This is a genomic window from Brevundimonas sp. ALps5 (assembly GCF_058681645.1).
Window position 1 is genome coordinate 3,501,948 of the sequence record NZ_CM178744.1, and the last position, 15,767, is coordinate 3,517,714.

General features: G+C 68.5%; 18 protein-coding genes. 12 read left to right on the forward strand and 6 right to left on the reverse strand.

Annotated features, from left to right (window positions below):
- The first annotated feature begins 13 nt into the window (after positions 1-13).
- Positions 14-430, forward strand: coding sequence for a winged helix-turn-helix transcriptional regulator (locus ACW172_RS16675; RefSeq protein ID WP_492032555.1), 417 nt, complete (start codon positions 14-16; stop codon positions 428-430).
- A gap of 184 nt (positions 431-614) precedes the next feature.
- Here ACW172_RS16675 and ACW172_RS16680 read toward each other — a convergent pair whose 3' ends face one another.
- Both ACW172_RS16680 and ACW172_RS16685 read right to left on the reverse strand, forming a co-directional pair.
- Positions 615-1,334 carry an HAD-IA family hydrolase gene (locus ACW172_RS16680; protein WP_492032556.1) on the reverse strand — a complete coding sequence of 240 codons (720 nt, stop codon included), beginning with the start codon at positions 1,332-1,334 and terminating at the stop codon, positions 615-617.
- Between the two features lies 1 nt (position 1,335).
- Entirely contained in the window at positions 1,336-2,307 is a 972-nt protein-coding gene (locus ACW172_RS16685) for an alpha/beta fold hydrolase (protein WP_492032557.1), read from the reverse strand.
- A gap of 91 nt (positions 2,308-2,398) precedes the next feature.
- Here ACW172_RS16685 and glmU point away from each other — a divergent pair, with 91 nt between their 5' ends.
- Entirely contained in the window at positions 2,399-3,751 is a 1,353-nt protein-coding gene (gene glmU, locus ACW172_RS16690; RefSeq protein WP_492032558.1) for a bifunctional UDP-N-acetylglucosamine diphosphorylase/glucosamine-1-phosphate N-acetyltransferase GlmU, read from the forward strand.
- Here the strand turns inward: glmU and ACW172_RS16695 are convergent.
- A complete protein-coding gene (locus ACW172_RS16695) occupies positions 3,748-4,287 on the reverse strand; it encodes a hypothetical protein (RefSeq protein ID WP_492032559.1) in 540 nt (179 codons plus the stop codon). The two genes, glmU and ACW172_RS16695, sit on opposite strands and share 4 nt — an antisense overlap.
- 67 nt (positions 4,288-4,354) lie before the next feature.
- On the opposite strand from ACW172_RS16695, the gene rpiA reads away from it, so the two are divergent.
- From rpiA to ACW172_RS16715, 4 genes are all read left to right on the forward strand, one after another.
- The gene (rpiA, locus tag ACW172_RS16700) at positions 4,355-5,038 is read left to right on the forward strand and encodes a ribose-5-phosphate isomerase RpiA (RefSeq protein ID WP_492032560.1); all 684 of its coding nucleotides are present in this window, start codon (positions 4,355-4,357) and stop codon (positions 5,036-5,038) included.
- Positions 5,035-5,655, forward strand: a complete 621-nt coding sequence (locus ACW172_RS16705; protein ID WP_492032561.1) for a hypothetical protein — start codon at positions 5,035-5,037, stop codon at positions 5,653-5,655. Before rpiA ends, ACW172_RS16705 begins: the two co-directional genes overlap by 4 nt.
- A 69-nt stretch (positions 5,656-5,724) precedes the next feature.
- Positions 5,725-7,122, forward strand: coding sequence for a glutathione-disulfide reductase (gene gor, locus ACW172_RS16710; protein WP_492032562.1), 1,398 nt, complete (start codon positions 5,725-5,727; stop codon positions 7,120-7,122).
- Positions 7,123-7,241: 119 nt separating this feature from the next.
- Positions 7,242-8,612: a class II 3-deoxy-7-phosphoheptulonate synthase gene (locus tag ACW172_RS16715; RefSeq protein ID WP_492032563.1), complete on the forward strand. Its 1,371-nt coding sequence runs from the start codon at positions 7,242-7,244 to the stop codon at positions 8,610-8,612.
- A 6-nt stretch (positions 8,613-8,618) separates the two neighbouring features.
- Here ACW172_RS16715 and ACW172_RS16720 read toward each other — a convergent pair whose 3' ends face one another.
- Positions 8,619-9,878 (reverse strand): FAD-dependent oxidoreductase, encoded by a 1,260-nt coding sequence (locus ACW172_RS16720; protein WP_492032564.1) that lies wholly within the window; start codon positions 9,876-9,878, stop codon positions 8,619-8,621.
- A 152-nt stretch (positions 9,879-10,030) separates the two neighbouring features.
- Between ACW172_RS16720 and ACW172_RS16725 the strand changes: the two genes are divergently transcribed.
- The 3 genes from ACW172_RS16725 to ACW172_RS16735 all read left to right on the forward strand — a co-directional run bounded on the left by ACW172_RS16725 (position 10,031) and on the right by ACW172_RS16735 (position 12,164).
- Positions 10,031-10,609 carry a prephenate dehydratase domain-containing protein gene (locus ACW172_RS16725; protein ID WP_492032565.1) on the forward strand — a complete coding sequence of 193 codons (579 nt, stop codon included), beginning with the start codon at positions 10,031-10,033 and terminating at the stop codon, positions 10,607-10,609.
- Positions 10,610-10,897: 288 nt separating this feature from the next.
- Positions 10,898-11,689, forward strand: a complete 792-nt coding sequence (locus tag ACW172_RS16730) for a chorismate mutase (protein ID WP_492032566.1) — start codon at positions 10,898-10,900, stop codon at positions 11,687-11,689.
- A gap of 76 nt (positions 11,690-11,765) precedes the next feature.
- Positions 11,766-12,164, forward strand: a complete 399-nt coding sequence (locus ACW172_RS16735; RefSeq protein ID WP_492032567.1) for a Gmad2 immunoglobulin-like domain-containing protein — start codon at positions 11,766-11,768, stop codon at positions 12,162-12,164.
- Positions 12,165-12,249: 85 nt separating this feature from the next.
- On the opposite strand, the gene panC is transcribed toward ACW172_RS16735, so the two are convergent.
- Positions 12,250-13,107, reverse strand: a complete 858-nt coding sequence (panC, locus tag ACW172_RS16740; protein ID WP_492035000.1) for a pantoate--beta-alanine ligase — start codon at positions 13,105-13,107, stop codon at positions 12,250-12,252.
- A 111-nt stretch (positions 13,108-13,218) separates the two neighbouring features.
- Between panC and ACW172_RS16745 the strand changes: the two genes are divergently transcribed.
- The 3 genes from ACW172_RS16745 to ACW172_RS16755 all read left to right on the forward strand — a co-directional run bounded on the left by ACW172_RS16745 (position 13,219) and on the right by ACW172_RS16755 (position 15,300).
- Positions 13,219-13,887 carry an SPOR domain-containing protein gene (locus tag ACW172_RS16745; RefSeq protein ID WP_492032568.1) on the forward strand — a complete coding sequence of 223 codons (669 nt, stop codon included), beginning with the start codon at positions 13,219-13,221 and terminating at the stop codon, positions 13,885-13,887.
- A gap of 128 nt (positions 13,888-14,015) precedes the next feature.
- The gene (locus ACW172_RS16750; protein WP_492032569.1) at positions 14,016-14,858 is read left to right on the forward strand and encodes a division plane positioning ATPase MipZ; all 843 of its coding nucleotides are present in this window, start codon (positions 14,016-14,018) and stop codon (positions 14,856-14,858) included.
- A 13-nt stretch (positions 14,859-14,871) separates the two neighbouring features.
- Positions 14,872-15,300: a J domain-containing protein gene (locus tag ACW172_RS16755; RefSeq protein ID WP_492032570.1), complete on the forward strand. Its 429-nt coding sequence runs from the start codon at positions 14,872-14,874 to the stop codon at positions 15,298-15,300.
- Positions 15,301-15,356: 56 nt separating this feature from the next.
- Here the strand turns inward: ACW172_RS16755 and ACW172_RS16760 are convergent, their stop codons facing one another.
- A complete protein-coding gene (locus tag ACW172_RS16760; protein WP_492032571.1) occupies positions 15,357-15,674 on the reverse strand; it encodes a hypothetical protein in 318 nt (105 codons plus the stop codon).
- Positions 15,675-15,767: the final 93 nt, after the last annotated feature.

The following is a 15,767-nucleotide window of genomic DNA, read 5'->3' on the forward strand; positions in this document are numbered from 1 at the left end:
CGAAAGGAAAGTCATGACCGCCACGGCCTTCAAGCCCCGTCCTGTCGTCAACGGCCGCGTCGAATATCCGCCGGTCGACCCGCGCATCGAGGCCCTGGTCACCGAGGTCATCGGCCGGGTGGCGGACAAATGGACGATGATCGTGCTGGATGTGCTGGCCGAGAACGGCGAGCTGCGCTTCACCCGCATCGGCGAGCTGTCCGAGGGCATCAGCCAGAAGATGCTCACCCAGACCCTGCGGGCCATGGAGCGCGACGGGCTGGTGGTGCGCACCGTCCACCCGGTGGTGCCGCCGAAGGTCGAATACCGCCTGACCGACATGGGCTTCAGTTTGGCCGAGGCCTTCTGCGGGGTGTGGACCTGGGCCGGGGAGCATCTGGAGCGGATCGAGGCCGCGCGGGCGACGTTCGATCAGGCGAAGGCGGGGTAAGGGTGGCGCGTGTCCTCCCCGTTCGCCGCTGGCGAATGGGGAGGGGGACCGCGAAGCGGTGGAGGAGTTCTCCACGAACGCGGTCTTGTGTCAGGCGGATCGCGCGCGCTGGCAGAGCCCCTCCGTCACGGCGCTGAAGGAGCGCCGCGCCACCTCCCCATCGCTTCGCGACGGGGAGGAGACCTCACAGCCCCGCCAGCGCCCGCGAGACGTACAGGTCCGTCAGCAGCCCATCGATCGCCTCTTCCAGATCCTCGAAGTGGTCGATCAGGACATCGCCGCCCAGCTCTTCCGGCGGGATCTGGGTATAGCCGAAGGTGACGACGATGCAGGGCATGTCGGCGTCGCGGGCGGCGCCGGTGTCGGGGGAGGCGTCGCCGACCATGATGGCCATGGACGGGTCGCCGCCGGCCAGCAGGACGGCTTCCCTCAGGTGGGCGCCCGAGGGCTTCCTGGCGCTGACCTTGTCGGGGCCGACGATGGCGGCGAAGTGTCGGGTCAGGTCCAGCTTGCCCAGCAGCAGCTCGGACAGGTCGGTGCGCTTGTTGGTGGCGACCACCAGCCTGGCGCCGCGTTCGGCCAGCTGTTCCAGCGTCTCGACCACGCCCTCGAACGGGTGGGACTCGTCGGCGATATGCTCGACATAGTCGGCGATGAAGGCGTCGAAGAGGGTCTGCTGGCTGGCCTCTTCCCAGGAAGCGCCTGCCGCGACGAAGCCGTGCTCCAGCAGGGCCCGGGCGCCGCTGCCGATCAGCTTGCGCGCGCTGTCCATCGGCACGGGCGGATGACCCTCGCGGACCAGCATCCGGTTCAGGGTGCCGACCAGATCGCCCTGCGTCTCCACCAGGGTGCCGTCCAGATCGAAGGCGATCGTCCAGCCTTCAAGGTCGCGGTCCGGATTCATGTCAGTCTGCTCGCGCTATGAAATCGCCGACGGCCTGTCGCCAAGCCTCGGGCTGGTCGAACTGGGCCATATGGCCGGCGTCGGCAAGCGTGACGAGCGAACCTTTTTGCAGACGGTGCAGGAGGGCGCGGTTGGTGGCGGGGGTCACCAGGTCGTACTGGCCGCCCAGCAGCAGGGTCGGGACGTTGATCCGGTTCAGAAGCGGCTCCTCGTCGAAGTCCTTGAGGAAGCCGGTCATGCGCGGAATGCCGTCGCCCATGGCGGCCGCCGCCAGCGCATCGCCCCGGTCCACAGGCACGTCGCGCATATAGGCCGGCGCATAGGCCGGGGAGCGGGTGCGGTTCAGGTGGGTGGCCATGAAGGCGGTGAAGGCGGCGCCGATGGCGTCGGGACTGTCAGCGGGTGTGGGGGCGCTGATCAGCCGCCCCTGACCGTCAGGCATGGCGGCCAGCAGCTCGTCCATGCTGGAGGCCCAGCCTCGCGCGGACATGGGCGCACCCTGCAGGATGACGCTGCGGACGCCCGACACCTGGCCGGCGGCATGGTTGGCGACCAGTATGCCGCCCCAGCTGTGCCCCAGCAGGTGAACCTGCTGCAGGTCCAGGGCGAGGCGGATGGCGTCGATCTCCGACGCATAGCGGTCGATGGTCCAGTTGGCCGGATCACCGGGCGCAGACGACCGGCCGCTGTCGAGCTGATCATAGAGGATGATCGCCCGGTCGGCGGCGAGGGGCAGGGCGGGGAACATCTGCCAACAGGCGCCGCCCGGACCGCCGTGGACCAGCAGCAGCGGCGTCTTGCCCGACTTCAGGTCGCCGTTGATCCGGACATAGACCTCGCCGCCCGGAACCGGCACGCGGTGCTCCTGATCGGGGCGAGGCACGGCGGGATCGTCGGCGGCGAAGGCGGGAAGGGCGGGCAGGACCGCCGTCGCGGCGGCCGTGGCCAGGAAGGATCGTCTCGAAACCCGCATTTCAGCTCCCCTTGATATCCGGGGAGGATGCCGGTTTTCGCCGCCCGCGCCACCCTGTAGAGATCGACAGCTATTCTTACCGGATCGACTCATGACCACCCATCCTCGCGCCGCCATCATCCTCGCCGCCGGACAGGGCACGCGGATGAAATCGCCTTTGCCCAAGGTGCTGCACCCGGTCGGGCATCGGGCCATGCTGGACCACGCCATCGATGCGGCGGAGGCCCTGGGCTGCGAGCGGATCGTGGTGGTGGTGGGGTCGCACTCGCCGGAGGTGCGCGACCATGTGGTCAAACGGCTGGGCGAGGACGCCATCGCCGTGCAGGCCCCCCCGCTGGGCACCGGTCACGCCGTCCGCGCCGCCGAGGCCGTGCTGGGCGACTTCGTCGGGCAGGTGGTGGTCACCTATGGCGATGTGCCCCTGCTGAAGGCCGCCGACATCGAGCCGGTGTTCCAGAACCACGACGGGGTCACCGTCATCGGCTTCGAGGCGCGCGATCCCGGCGCCTATGGCCGACTGGTCATGGACGGCGACGTCCTGACCGCCATCACCGAGGCCAAGGAGGCGTCGGCGGAGGTTCTGGCCATCACCGCCTGCAACTCGGGCGTCATGGCCGCGCCGGTGGGCCTGCTGTTCTCGCTGCTGGCTGAGGTGACGAATGAGAACGCCAAGGGCGAATACTATCTGACCGATGTGGTCGAGCTGGCGAGGAAGCGCGGGGCGCCGACGCGGGCCGTGTTCGCGGGCGAGGACCAGGTCATGGGGGTGAATGCCCAGGGCGAGCTGGCCCAGGCCGAGGCCCTGTTCCAGTCGGTCCAGCGCGAGGCGTTTCTGGCCGCCGGGGTGACCATGAGCGCGCCAGAGACGGTGCATTTCGCCTGGGACACCGAGATCGGGGCGGGCACGACCATCGAGCCCTTCGTCATCTTCGGTCCCGGCGCGAAGATCGCCGAACGCGTCCGCATCCGCGGCTTCAGCCATATCGAGGGGGCGACGGTGGCCCCGGGCGCCGAGGTCGGCCCCTATGCGCGGCTGCGTCCGGGCGCGGCTCTGGGCGAGGATGTGAAGGTCGGAAACTTCGTCGAGGTGAAGAATGTCGCCATGGCCAGGGGCGCCAAGGCCAATCACCTGAGCTATCTCGGCGACGGCTCGGTCGGGGCGGGCGCGAACATCGGCGCGGGCACGATCTTCTGCAACTACGACGGCTTCAACAAGGCGAAGACGGTGGTGGGGGAGGGAGCCTTCGTCGGCTCCAACTCGGCCCTCGTGGCGCCGGTGACCATCGGAGCCGGCGCCATCGTCGGCTCGGGCTCGGTGATCGTCGAGGACGTCCCCGCCGACGCCCTGTCCCTTGCGCGCGGGCGTCAGGTGAACAAGGAGGGCGCCGGCGCGGCCTTCCGCGAGAAGGCGATGGCGATCAAGGCGGCGAAGAAGAAGGCCTAGCCCACCCGCGTATAGCCCGCCGGGGTCTTGACGCAGGTCGCGACCAGCGGGTGTTCGACGAAGGTCGGCGGCGGGGCGTTGGAGGCCTTGTCGGTGACCGTGGTCTTGCACTTCCCGGCGGTAAAGGTCTGGACCAGCGTATAGTTGTGGCCCGCCTCGGGAACGAAGCTGACGACATTGACGCATTGGGTGTTGGTGTAGAGGCCGCCCGGACCGACCGGGAAGATGTCCGCGAGAAGGTGCACCCGCGCGCCGCCGGCCAGACGGAAGGATTTCGATCCGAGCGTCATCGGATCATAGGACGAGATGCGCAGCGTCCGGGCGCAGTCCGGGTCGCTGGCCCAGGACACCATCTCGCCCGTGCCGAACCGGCCCAGTTCCGGGTCACGCACATAGTCGATGCCGGCGGTGGTCGGTGACTCCGCCGGCTGGACGAAGACCGTCTCGCAGGCCGTCAGTCCGAGGCCCAGCCCGCCGATCAGCAGGGCCGCCTTCAGGCGTGCGACCGATCGCGTCGTGTTGTTCTGCTTTCCCATTGCCCTCTCCCCCGATAAAGCGCGGGGAGCCAGCCACGAATCCCACCCCGTCGCAAGCGAGTTCCCGATGTCCGATCTGCAGAAGCAACGCGCCGGCGAGGCCGCCGCCGAACGGGTCGAGGCCGGGATGGTGGTCGGGCTGGGCACCGGCTCGACGGCGGCCTGGTTCGTCAAGGCGCTGGCGGCGCGGGGTCTGAAGGACCTGCGCTGCGTCCCGACGTCAGAGAAGACTGCCGATCTGGCGCGCGAACTCGGCCTGCCGCTGGTCTCGCTGGAGGACGTGTCGAAGATCGATCTGACCGTGGACGGCGCCGACGAGGTCGGGCCGGGGCTGGCCCTGATCAAGGGCGGCGGTGCGGCCCTGCTGCGCGAGAAGCTGGTCTGGGAGGCGTCGAAGAGCTGCATCGTCATCGCCGACGCCGCCAAGGTGGTGCCGGTGCTGGGGACCTTCCCCCTGCCGATCGAGGTGGTGGCCTTCGGGCACAAGACGACCGGCAACCGCATCGCCGACGTCCTGCTGGACCATGAGATCATCCAGCCCGCCCGCGCCCGCACCGCCGACCGGGGACTGGTACGCACCGACGGCGGCAATCTGATCTATGACGCGAAGTGCGGGGCTATCCACGACCCGGTGCGTCTGGCCGACGACCTCAAGTTGATCACCGGCGTGGTCGAGCATGGCCTGTTCCTCGATCTGGCGGACGAGGCGATCATCGGCAAGGACGACGGGATCGAGGTCCTGCTGCCGTGAAGCGCTCCGGGCGGATCGCGATGGTTCTGGGGCTGATCGTGGTCGGCCTGATCGGGACGAGCGTCGCCGGACTGGCGGGATGGTACGCCGTGGATCGGACCGCGATGATCGGAGGCCTGTGCCGAGCGGGATTACCCAATCTTTCGCGGCCGCACGATGTCGATGCGCGCCGGCTGGGCTGCGCCGTTCTGGGCCCGAAACAGCGCGTGACGGGGATCCTTTTGGGCGACTTCGAACTGTCCAGCCTCGTCATGGGGGATCGTCTTCGCTTCGATCAGAACGATGAGGTCACGAATGAGACGGCGTGGTTTTCCGCCACCGACGGATTGGCGGAGCGAGGCGGGGACCGCCTTCGTGAGCAGATGGGGCGCTATGTCCCCGGAGGATGCGGGATGCGCATCGGCTCAATTACCGTGGACGGCTGGATGACCGAGTCCAAGGGCTCGTATGGCCACCTCGGAATGGCAGAACGTGAATTCTGGGCGGACCGCGTCGTGTCCATAGGTCCGCCGTCGGCCGAAGCCGTAGAGGTCTATGGCGGGTCGCTCGCGGCAAACCCCGAACTGGCTGACTATTGTCGCGGACGAGAGCGATACGCCGCCCAGGTCGGGCAATAGCCACGCTCGATCATTGAACCTTCGTTCGCCGCTCCCGATATTCGCCCATCTTCCCGCCGAAAGCACACAATGACCCAGACCTACGACTACGACCTCTTCGTCATCGGGGCGGGCTCCGGCGGGGTGCGGGCGGCGCGGCTGACGGCGCTGGGCGGCAAGCGGGTGGCCATCGCGGAAGAGTTCCGGGTCGGCGGGACCTGCGTGATCCGCGGCTGCGTGCCCAAGAAGTTCATGGTCATGGCCAGTGACTTCGCCCACGATTTCGAGATCGCCGCTGGCTACGGCTGGACCGTCGAGGCCAGCTTCGACTGGCCGAAATTCCTCGAGGCCAAGGACGTCGAGATCGCGCGCCTGTCGGGCATCTACGCCGCTAACCTCGGCAAGGCCGGGGTCGATCTGGTCAACGGCCGGGCGGTTCTGACCGACGCCCACACCGTGAAGGTCACCAAGCGCGACGGCTCGGACGGCGGGACCTTCACCGCCGAAAAGATTCTGATCGCCACGGGCGGCCGGCCCTGGGTGCCGGAGACGATGACGGGCATCGAGCACGCCATCACCTCCGAAGAGGCCTTCCACCTGCCGGAACTGCCCAAGCGCATCCTGATCGCGGGCGGCGGCTATATCGCGGTGGAGTTCGCGGGCATCTTCGCAGGCCTCGGCGTCGAGACGACCCTGGTTTATCGCGGGCCGAACATCCTGCGCGGCTTCGACGACGACGTGCGCGCCCATCTGGCCGGCGAGATCGAGAAGCGCGGCATCAAGGTCATCCTGGGTTGCCAACACTCCAGCATCGAGAAGACCGAGACGGGGCTGGTGAATCACCTCGAGAACGGCATGACCATCGAGACAGACGTGGTCATGTTCGCCACCGGCCGTATTCCCTATGTGAAGGATCTGGGCCTCGAGAAGGCCGGGGTCGAGTTGACCGAGGGCGGGGCGATCAAGGTCGATACCCTGTCGAAAACGACGGCTGACAACATCTGGGCCATCGGCGACGTGACCGACCGGATGAACCTGACGCCGGTCGCCATCCGCGAGGCGGTGGCCTTCCACCAGACCGTCTACAAGAACAATCCGCAGCATTTCGACTATGAGGCCGTGGCCACGGCGGTCTTCTCCCAGCCGCCGGTCGGCGTCGTGGGCCTGTCGGAGAATGAGGCGCGCCACACCTGCAAGGGCGAGGTCGATGTCTATCTGACCCGCTTCCGGCCGATGAAATACGCCTTCACCGGCTCGGACGAACGGGTGCTGATGAAGCTGGTTGTCGACGCTGACAGCCAGAAGGTCATCGGCGTCCACATTGTCGGGCCCGAGGCGCCGGAGATGATCCAGCTGGCCGCCATCGCCGTGAAGGCCGGCCTGACCAAGGCCCAGTGGGACGCAACCTGCGCCGTCCACCCGACCATGGCCGAGGAACTGGTCACCCTGAAGGACAAGCAGACCCCGGCGAGCATGTCGGCGGGGTGAAGCCTGCCTGAGCACGGTTGGTGCGCCGCCCTGTGCCCGAACGCCTGCCAGCTAGGCTGCAGCGCGTTTGCAGGGGTATTTCATTGTCCGAATGCGTCCTTGGGACTATGTAGCGCGGCATGAGTACCCGTTGGACCCCAGAGAGCTGGAGATCGAAGCCCGTCGCGCACATGCCGACGGACTATCCGGACGCGCGCGCACTGACCGCCGTCGAAGACGAACTGCGCGCGATGCCGCCGCTCGTGTTTGCCGGCGAGGCCCGCACCCTGACGTCCAAGCTCGCCCAGGTCGAAAAGGGCGAGGCCTTCCTGCTGCAGGGCGGCGACTGCGCCGAGAGCTTCAAGGAGTTCTCGACCGACAACATCCGCGACACCTTCCGCCTGATCCTGCAGATGGCCGTGGTCCTGACCTTCGCCGGCCGCAAGCCGGTGGTGAAGGTCGGCCGTATCGCCGGCCAGTTCGCCAAGCCGCGCTCGTCCCCCGTGGAAGAGATCGGCGGCGTCGAGCTGCCGTCCTACCGCGGCGACAACATCAACGGCTCGGGCTTCACGCTGGAGGAGCGGCTTCCCGATCCCCAGCGGCTGATCAAGGCCTATAACCAGTCGGCCTCGACGCTGAATCTGCTGCGCGCCTTTGCCAGCGGCGGTTACGCGGACCTCTACAACATCCACCGCTGGACCCTGGGCTTCGCCGACAACGGCGCGGGCGCCCAGTACCGCGAGCTGGCCGACAAGATCACCGAGGCCCTGGCCTTCATGGAGGCGGTCGGCGTCACTCCGGAGACCCATCCGGACCTGAGCCGCGTCGAGGTCTTCACCTCGCACGAGGCCCTGCTGCTGAACGTCGAGAGCGCCCTGACCCGTCTGGACGGCGGTTCCGGCGAATGGTTCGACACCTCGGCCCATATGCTGTGGATCGGCGAGCGCACGCGTCAGCTGGACGGCGCCCACGTCGAGTTCATGCGCGGGATCAAAAACCCGATCGGCGTGAAGTGCGGCCCGACCATGGAGCCGGACGACCTGCTGCCGCTGCTGGACAAGCTGAACCCGGACAACATCTCGGGGCGGATGACGGTCATCGGCCGCTTCGGTCACGACAAGGTCGGCAAGCGCCTGCCCAACCTGATGAAGGCGGTCAAGGACAGCGGCCACAAGGTGATCTGGTCGATCGACCCGATGCACGGCAACACCCTGAAGGCCGACAACGGCTACAAGACCCGGCCCTTCGACCGGATCATGACCGAGGTCCGCACCTTCATCGACGTGGCCGAGGCCGAGGGCGTTCACCCCGGCGGCGTCCATCTGGAGATGACCGGCCAGAACGTCACCGAATGCATCGGCGGGGCCACGGCCGTGACCGAGGACGATCTGTCGAGCCGCTATCACACCCACTGCGACCCGCGCCTGAACGCCGACCAGGCGCTGGAGCTGGCCTTCCTGGTGGCCGAGCGGCTCAAGGTCGGGCGTCTGAACCAGTCGCGCGCCGCCTGACTTCGGTCAGGCGCTGAAGGCTTTCGCGAACAGCGGGGCGGCTCTTTCGATGGCCGCCTCGGCTTCGGCGCGGTCGGCCGTCTCGTTGTCGAGGCCATAGCCGAACATGTCGCCGCCGCGCAGGGCCTGGACCCCGATGCCGTCGGGCCGGGAGATCAGGCCGACGCCGTTGTAGTAGAGGCTGTAGCGGACCTCCGGCTGGGGCGGCAGCCAGGCCATCTGGCCGCGCACCGGGACGATGCTCTCATCGCCGAACAGGGCGCGCGCGCCGTATCCCGTGCAGTTGACGATCACCGGCTCTTTCAGGGTCGCGAGGTCGGCGGGCGTGTTGAATGTCCGCTGCTCGATGCGTCCGCCCTCGGCGATGAAGTCGGCCATCAGCCTGTGGCCCAGCTCGGCGATGTTGAACTGCATGTTCGAGGTCTGGCGCGCGGAGGCGACCGGGAAGGGATGCTGGTCCGGCATCAGGGCGTGGGAGCGGGGCGTGATGTCGCGCAGACGGCCCTCGCCCTCATAGTCGGCGAAACGAATGACGCCGGGCGGAGGCGGCGGGGTCGAGGCGGTGATGGCCGGGTTCGACGACGGCGGGGACGGCGGGCCGGACGGCTCGGTCGAGGGCGCGGTATCGGACAGGATGTAGCGGTCGAGGAAGGCCACGGGCTCGCCGGGCTGGCCGACGTATGTCTGATGCATGGCCCAGGAGGCGCGGGCCATCTTTTCCCACAGGTCGGGGAAGGCGGCGTCGACCTTGTTCTCGTCGGCGATGCGGGAGGAGGGCGTCCAGGTCCCGGTGGCGCGGGCCGAGCGGGTCTGGGGCAGGCGGTCGGCGGCGTAGATGGTCACCTTCGCCCCCGCGCGCTGCAGGGTGGTGGCGGCGGTGAGGCCGAGGGCGCCGCAGCCGATGACCGCGATGTCCGTCGTCCCGTCGGCCATGGCGAGCTCGCGCACGAGCTGGGCCGAACCCCACGACAGGGACCAGCCCGAGCCGCCGTGGCCATAGTTGTGCACCACCCGCTTGTCGCCGATCCGCTCGGCCTCGATGCGTGGGCCGGCGGCGCGGAAGGGGCGCAGGCAGACGGTCATGCGGGTGATCCGGTCCGCCCTGAGGTTCATCGGGGCCAGAGGCGGAACGATGAAGCGGGGCGTCGGGGTGAGCAGGGGAGGGGCGGATGCGGCGCCGGTGACGCAGCCCGCCAGGCTGCCGGCGCCCAGACCTCCGAGACCCATCAGGACCAGACGACGGCTCTTCAGCATGGCGTCCGTCATCGGCTGTTTCCCCTGAAGCTTTGGCGATGTTCGAGGCTTAGCGGGAATGTCGGGGCTTGTCCCGCGCGCCCGGGCGCCGCAAAGGCGATGCGTTGTGGACGCGTTGCGGACATGGCGTCCGGATTTGATGCCGGAGCGAGGCGAGAAGACAGATGACCACCCCGGATACGACGCAAGACGACCGCAACGCCCGCGTGGCGTTTCAGGGCGCGCCCGGCGCCTTCAGCCACGAGGCCTGCGTGGCCCTGCGTCCGTGGGACGAGGCCGTGCCCTTCGAGACCTTCGCCGAGGCGCTGGCGGCGGTTCGGGACGGCGACTGCGACATGGCCCTGATCCCGATCGAGAACTCGACCATCGGGGCGGTGGAGCCGGCGGCGACGCTGGTGCGCGAGTCGGGCTTCGAGACCCTGGCCGACGTCTGGCGGCCGATCCGCCACTGCCTGATGGCCATCGAGGGCGCGCGGATGGCCGACATCCGTACCATCGAAAGCCACCCCATCGCCCTGGACCAGTGCCGCCAGACCCTGTCTCAGATCAATGCGAAGATCGTGGTCGCCTTCGACACCGCGGGGGCCGCCCGCGACGTCGCCGAGGCCGGGGACCGGACCCGCGCGGCTCTGGCGCCCATAGCCGCGGCCGAGGTCTATGGCCTGTCGATTCTGCGTCACGACCTTCAGGATTCGGCCGATAACCGGACGCGTTTTGTCCTGCTGGGCGCCCAAAAGGGTTGACGACGCACGATCGTTGCGTGTCTTAAGGCCCCACGGGCCGTCCTGGTCCGCGATTGGACCCTCCCATGTCCCCGCTGCGCGCTTCCGTTCTGACCCTTTCGACCCGTTCGCGCGCGGTTGCCGGCTTTTATTTTAGCGGCTCCTATTACGGCTTTCGATACGCCGGCTGAGGCCTCGAGCGCTCTTCGCTCCTGACAGCCTCACCGGCGACCGCTCGGACCCCGAGCGGCTGTGCGCCTGTTCGCACCCTCCCATCGAAATTCCCGTATTCGCGAAAGCCCTTCTTAAATGACCGTCTCCACCCTGAATCCGAATTCCAACATCAAGCAGGTCTGGCCCGCTGACATGAACCCTGCCGACATGACGCCCGAACAGATGGCCCTGGCCGCCCTGCGTCACGAGATCGACCTGATCGACGACCAGTTGCTGGAGTTGTTCGAGCGCCGTCTCGCCATCGCCGCCAGCGTCGGCAAGGCCAAGGACGCGCCGCACGGCCCTCACACCAAGCTGCGTCCCGACCGCGAACAGACCGTCCTGGGTCGCGTGCTCAGCCAGTGCCAGCCCGAGAACGTCGAGGCCGTGTCCGGCCTGTGGCGCGAGATCGTCGGCTGGGGTCTGGCCCGTCAGGGCACGCTGCAGGTCCAGGTCTGGGCCCCCAACGACCCGACCCGCGCCTTCGACGGCGCCCGCCAGCGCTTCGGCATGGCCGCCGACATCCGCATGGTCCGCGATCCGCAGGCGGCGCTGGCTTTTGCGGCCGAGGGCCACGGCGTCGCCGTCCTGGCCATCAACACTGACGACGCCTGGTGGGTGGGCCTGCGCCGCGAATGGTCCAGTCTGTCGGTGTTCGACGGTTTCGGCCTCGGCGGTGGTCAGCCGACCGCCCTGGCCGTCGGCAAGATCGATCCGCCGGCCCTGCCGACCGGCCGCCGCGTGGTCGTCGCTGCCGGCGGTGACGCGGGCGACGGCGGCGGCGCCCGCCGCTGGGGCCTGGCCACTGACCACGGCTGGACCCTGGCCCTGACCGACGCCGACCTGGCCCCGGGCGAGGTCGAGGGCTGCGTCGGCGCCATCGGCTGAGGCTCTTGACGCGACGATAGTCAGGGACGAGCGTTCCCGAACAGGCGGCCTCCGCCGTCGGGTTCGGGAACCGTCCATGCGTAAACACCTTGCTCTCGGCGTCCTCCTGCTGGGTCTGGCCGCCTGTGGCCAGTCCGCGAAGACCCCCGAACCGTCCGACGCCCAGTCAACCGTTGGGCCGGGGCCCACCGAGACCGCCGCGCCGTCTCCGGCGGTGGTCTATCCCGCCGGGTTCAGTCTGACCTCGCCTTCAGCCGGGGCGACGACGGCCAGCCCGCTGACGGTCACGGGCGTGGCGCCCAAAGACTGGTATTTCGAGGCGGTGTTCGACGCCGTCCTGCTGGACGCCCAGGGCAATCTCCTCACCCAGGCGCCCGCCCAGGCCCAGACGGACTGGCCAAACCCGGCCCCGTGCCCTTCAAGGCGGTGCTCACCTATGCCGTCGATACGGCCCAGGCGGGGACGGTGGTCCTGACCGAGGACCAGACCGGCAAGGGCGAGGACGGCGATGACGCTCCGGTGCGCGAGGTGCGCATCCCGGTCACCCTGACCGCGAGTAACTAGACCGCCATATTGTCGATCAGCCGCGTCTTGCCGATGACGGCGGCGACGAGGATGCGGGCGGGCCCGTCAACGACGCCGTCGGCGAAGACGGACAGGTCGTCGGCCCGGCGCACGGTGACATAGTCGATGCGGTCGAACCCGGCCTTGAGGATCGCGCCATAGGCCTCGCGCTCGACGGCGGCGAGGGGACGCTTCGCGGCGGCCTGATCGGCGGCTTGACGCAGGATCACGTTCAACTGACGCGCCACGGCCAGCTCGGCTTCGGACAGGTAGGCGTTGCGCGAGGACAGGGCCAGGCCGTGGTCGTCGCGCAGGGTCGGGCTGCCCACGATCTGCGTCGGGATGTCGAGGTCGGCGGCCATGCGGCGCACCACCATCAGCTGTTGCCAGTCCTTCTCGCCGAAGACGGCGACGTCGGCCTGGACCTGGTTGAGCAGCTTGGAGACCACCACGGCGACGCCGCCGAACATGGCCGGGCGGAACTCGCCCTCCAGCCCCTGTGAGGGCCCGCCCTTCGCCGCATCCCCGACCGTGACCGAGGTGACGAAGCCGGTCGGATACATCTCCGCGACCGTCGGGGCGAACATCACGGCGCCGCCCGCGGCGGTCAGAAGCTCGGCGTCGCGGGCCTCCTGACGCGGATAGGTGCCCAGATCCTCATGAGCCGCGAACTGGGTCGGGTTGACGAAGACGCTGGTCACGACCCGGTCCGTACGGCGCAGCGCCTCCCTCACCAGGGTCAGGTGTCCTTCGTGCAGGGCACCCATGGTGGGAACCAGACCGACCGTCAAACCTTGCAGTCTCCAGCCCCGAACAACCGCGCGCAATTCGCTCACGGTCCGGATGATCGGCAGGGTCTCAGGGTTTTCGGGGATGGTTATGACGTTAACCCTTCGCTTTAAGCGTGTTCGTGAACGGCGTTTCAAAGCCTGTTTCGTAGGGTTGCGCTTATGACGCCCAGCAGAATGCTTCGTCCAGTCCTGGTTTGCCTCACCCTGTCGGGGGCCGGTCTCACGACCGCGTCCTGCGGTATGGTGGATGCGGACCCGCACCGGTTTGAGTCCCTCGCCCAGAAGGTCGCCGACATCCGTCTGGATGGGTCGGAAGCCCCGGCTTCTTCAACACCGGCGCCGACGCCCCTGACGGGCACCGCCGCACAGTCCGGCCTGCGCTCGGCCCTGCGTGTCGAGGTCATGGATCCGCACGCCCTGTGGGACGCCCGCGACGGGATCAAGTCCGAGGCGGTGAGCCAGGCGGTCGAACGACAGGCCTCCGCTGTCGCCGAGGCCGCCGCGCCCGCCGTGGCCCGCGCCGTCGTCCAGCAGGTTTCCACCCGCGCGACCGAGGCGGTTCGTCCGTCCCAGGCCGCCGGGCTGCGTCCCGCCGCGACCGGCGGACGCACCGTCATCCAGCTCGGCGCCTATTCCAGCGAGGCCGCCGCCCGCCACGCCTGGACCACGGTCAAGGCCGGCGCCGCGCGTCAGGTCCTGAACGGTCTGTCGCCCGTGTTCGAACAGGCCACGGTCAACGGGCGCGCCCTGACGCGGCTGAAGGTCGCGGCCCCGGCCTCGGCCGCCGGCGCCATCTGCCGCGCGGCCCAGGTCAGCGACCCGTGGTGCGCGCGCCGAGCCTAGAGACGGGGCGTAACCGTCCGTCCACAGCTACGCATTAACCCTTTGTTGACGTTGGCGGAGCGGCGCCCGAGTCTGGCGACCATTGACGACGCGTGAGTGAGTCGTCGCCAGCATCGGGTCATCGCAAAATGGCGCAGCCTCAGGTCGTCGTCGTCGGCAATGAAAAGGGCGGGGCGGGCAAGTCCACCCTGGCCATCCACATCGTCGTGGGTCTGCTTCACGCGGGCCACAAGGTGGCGATCATCGATCTGGACCTGCGCCAGCGGTCCATGTCCCACTTCTTCGCCAACCGCGCCGCCTGGACCGCCGCCAACGGCCACGTCCTGCCCATGCCGGTCGAGCCGGACCTCGGCGACGGCAAGGCCCTGGCCCGGGCGTCCGAAGAGGACCAGCTGGCGACCTTCGAGGCCGCCTACGCCCAGTGCGGCGAGGTCGACATCATCCTGATCGACACCCCCGGCGGCGACACCGCCCTGTCGCGCGCCGCCCACGCCCGAGCAGACCAGATCGTCACCCCGATGAACGACAGCTTCGTCGACTTCGACCTGCTGGGTCAGGTGGATCCGGTGACGCTGGAGCTGCTCAAGCCCTCCATCTATTCCGAGAGCGTCTGGGAGGCCCGCAAGCAGCGCGCCATCAAGGAGGGCCGCCACGCCGCCATCGACTGGCTGGTGGTGACCAACCGTCTGGCCGTCGCCGAGGCCCGCAACCGCCGCCGTCTGGAAGAGCGTATGGCCAAGCTGGCCAAGCGCGTCGGCTTCCGCGTCGGGCCGGGTCTGCGCGACCGGGTCATCTATCGCGAGCTCTTCCCCTTCGGCCTGACGGTCGCGGACCTGTCCAACGACGTGCGTCCGGTGGCCGTGTCCCTGGCCCACGTCGCGGCGCGGCAGGAGATGCGCAACCTGATGCTGGCCATGGGTCTGGACGAGGCCTCGCTGAACAGCCTGTCCGCCCTGGACGCGGCGGCCTGAGCCAGCAGGCATTATGGGTCTGATCTGGCTGGCCCTGGCGGCGATCGCCGTCTGGGCACTGGTCCGGCTGGGGCGACAATCCGAGAGGCCGGGAAGAGGGCAATGGCGCATCGCCGCGACGATCCTCGGCGCGGTGCTTCTGGGCGGCGCCGTGCTGGCGGCGTCGCACGGGGCCTGGTTCGCCATGGCCGGTATGATCGGCGCGGGCTTCTATCTGATCTTCAGCTCACGCCTCCGGGCCGTCGCGCCGAGGGCGGCTAGGCCAGAACCCCTTTCGGAGGCCGAGGCGCGGTCCATCCTGGGCGTCGGGTCGAACGCGACGAAGACCGAGATCAATGAGGCGTGGCGCCGGCTGATGGGGCGGGCGCATCCCGATCAGGGCGGCACCGAGGGGCTGGCCGCGCGGGTGAACGCGGCGCGTGACAGATTGCTGAAGTCCTAGTGGCTAGCTGCGTGGAACAGACGTTTCCAACAGCCGCCAAGGGTGGAAAGCGGATGTCAGATCACAGCCGTCTCGCATCGCGCGAGCAGACCAGAAAGGGGGTCAGTGCTTCTGACGTCATGCTGTTTAGCGGCGGAAAGATAGCGGAGCAGAAGTGCCCGCAGGTCGTCGGGTGCTTTCGAGCCTTCTACGGAGTTGATCCGCACGCGGTCGCCGATCGCCTCTAACTGGAAGACTTGCCCGTCCGGTCCATAGGCGATGGGGTAGACGCCATCGCTTACATCAATCGCTTCGAGGTAGCCTTCTGCCCCACTCACTGATGAGAAGAACAACGCAGGCTCGTCGGCCTGAACGATGAGTGCGATGGAGGACATCAGCGATCATCGCGCCGACCTCCGATGTCCGCAATGGGTCGAAAGCGGTCGTTGGCCAACGGGCTGAAAGCGGACGCAGATCTGTCCCTTCGG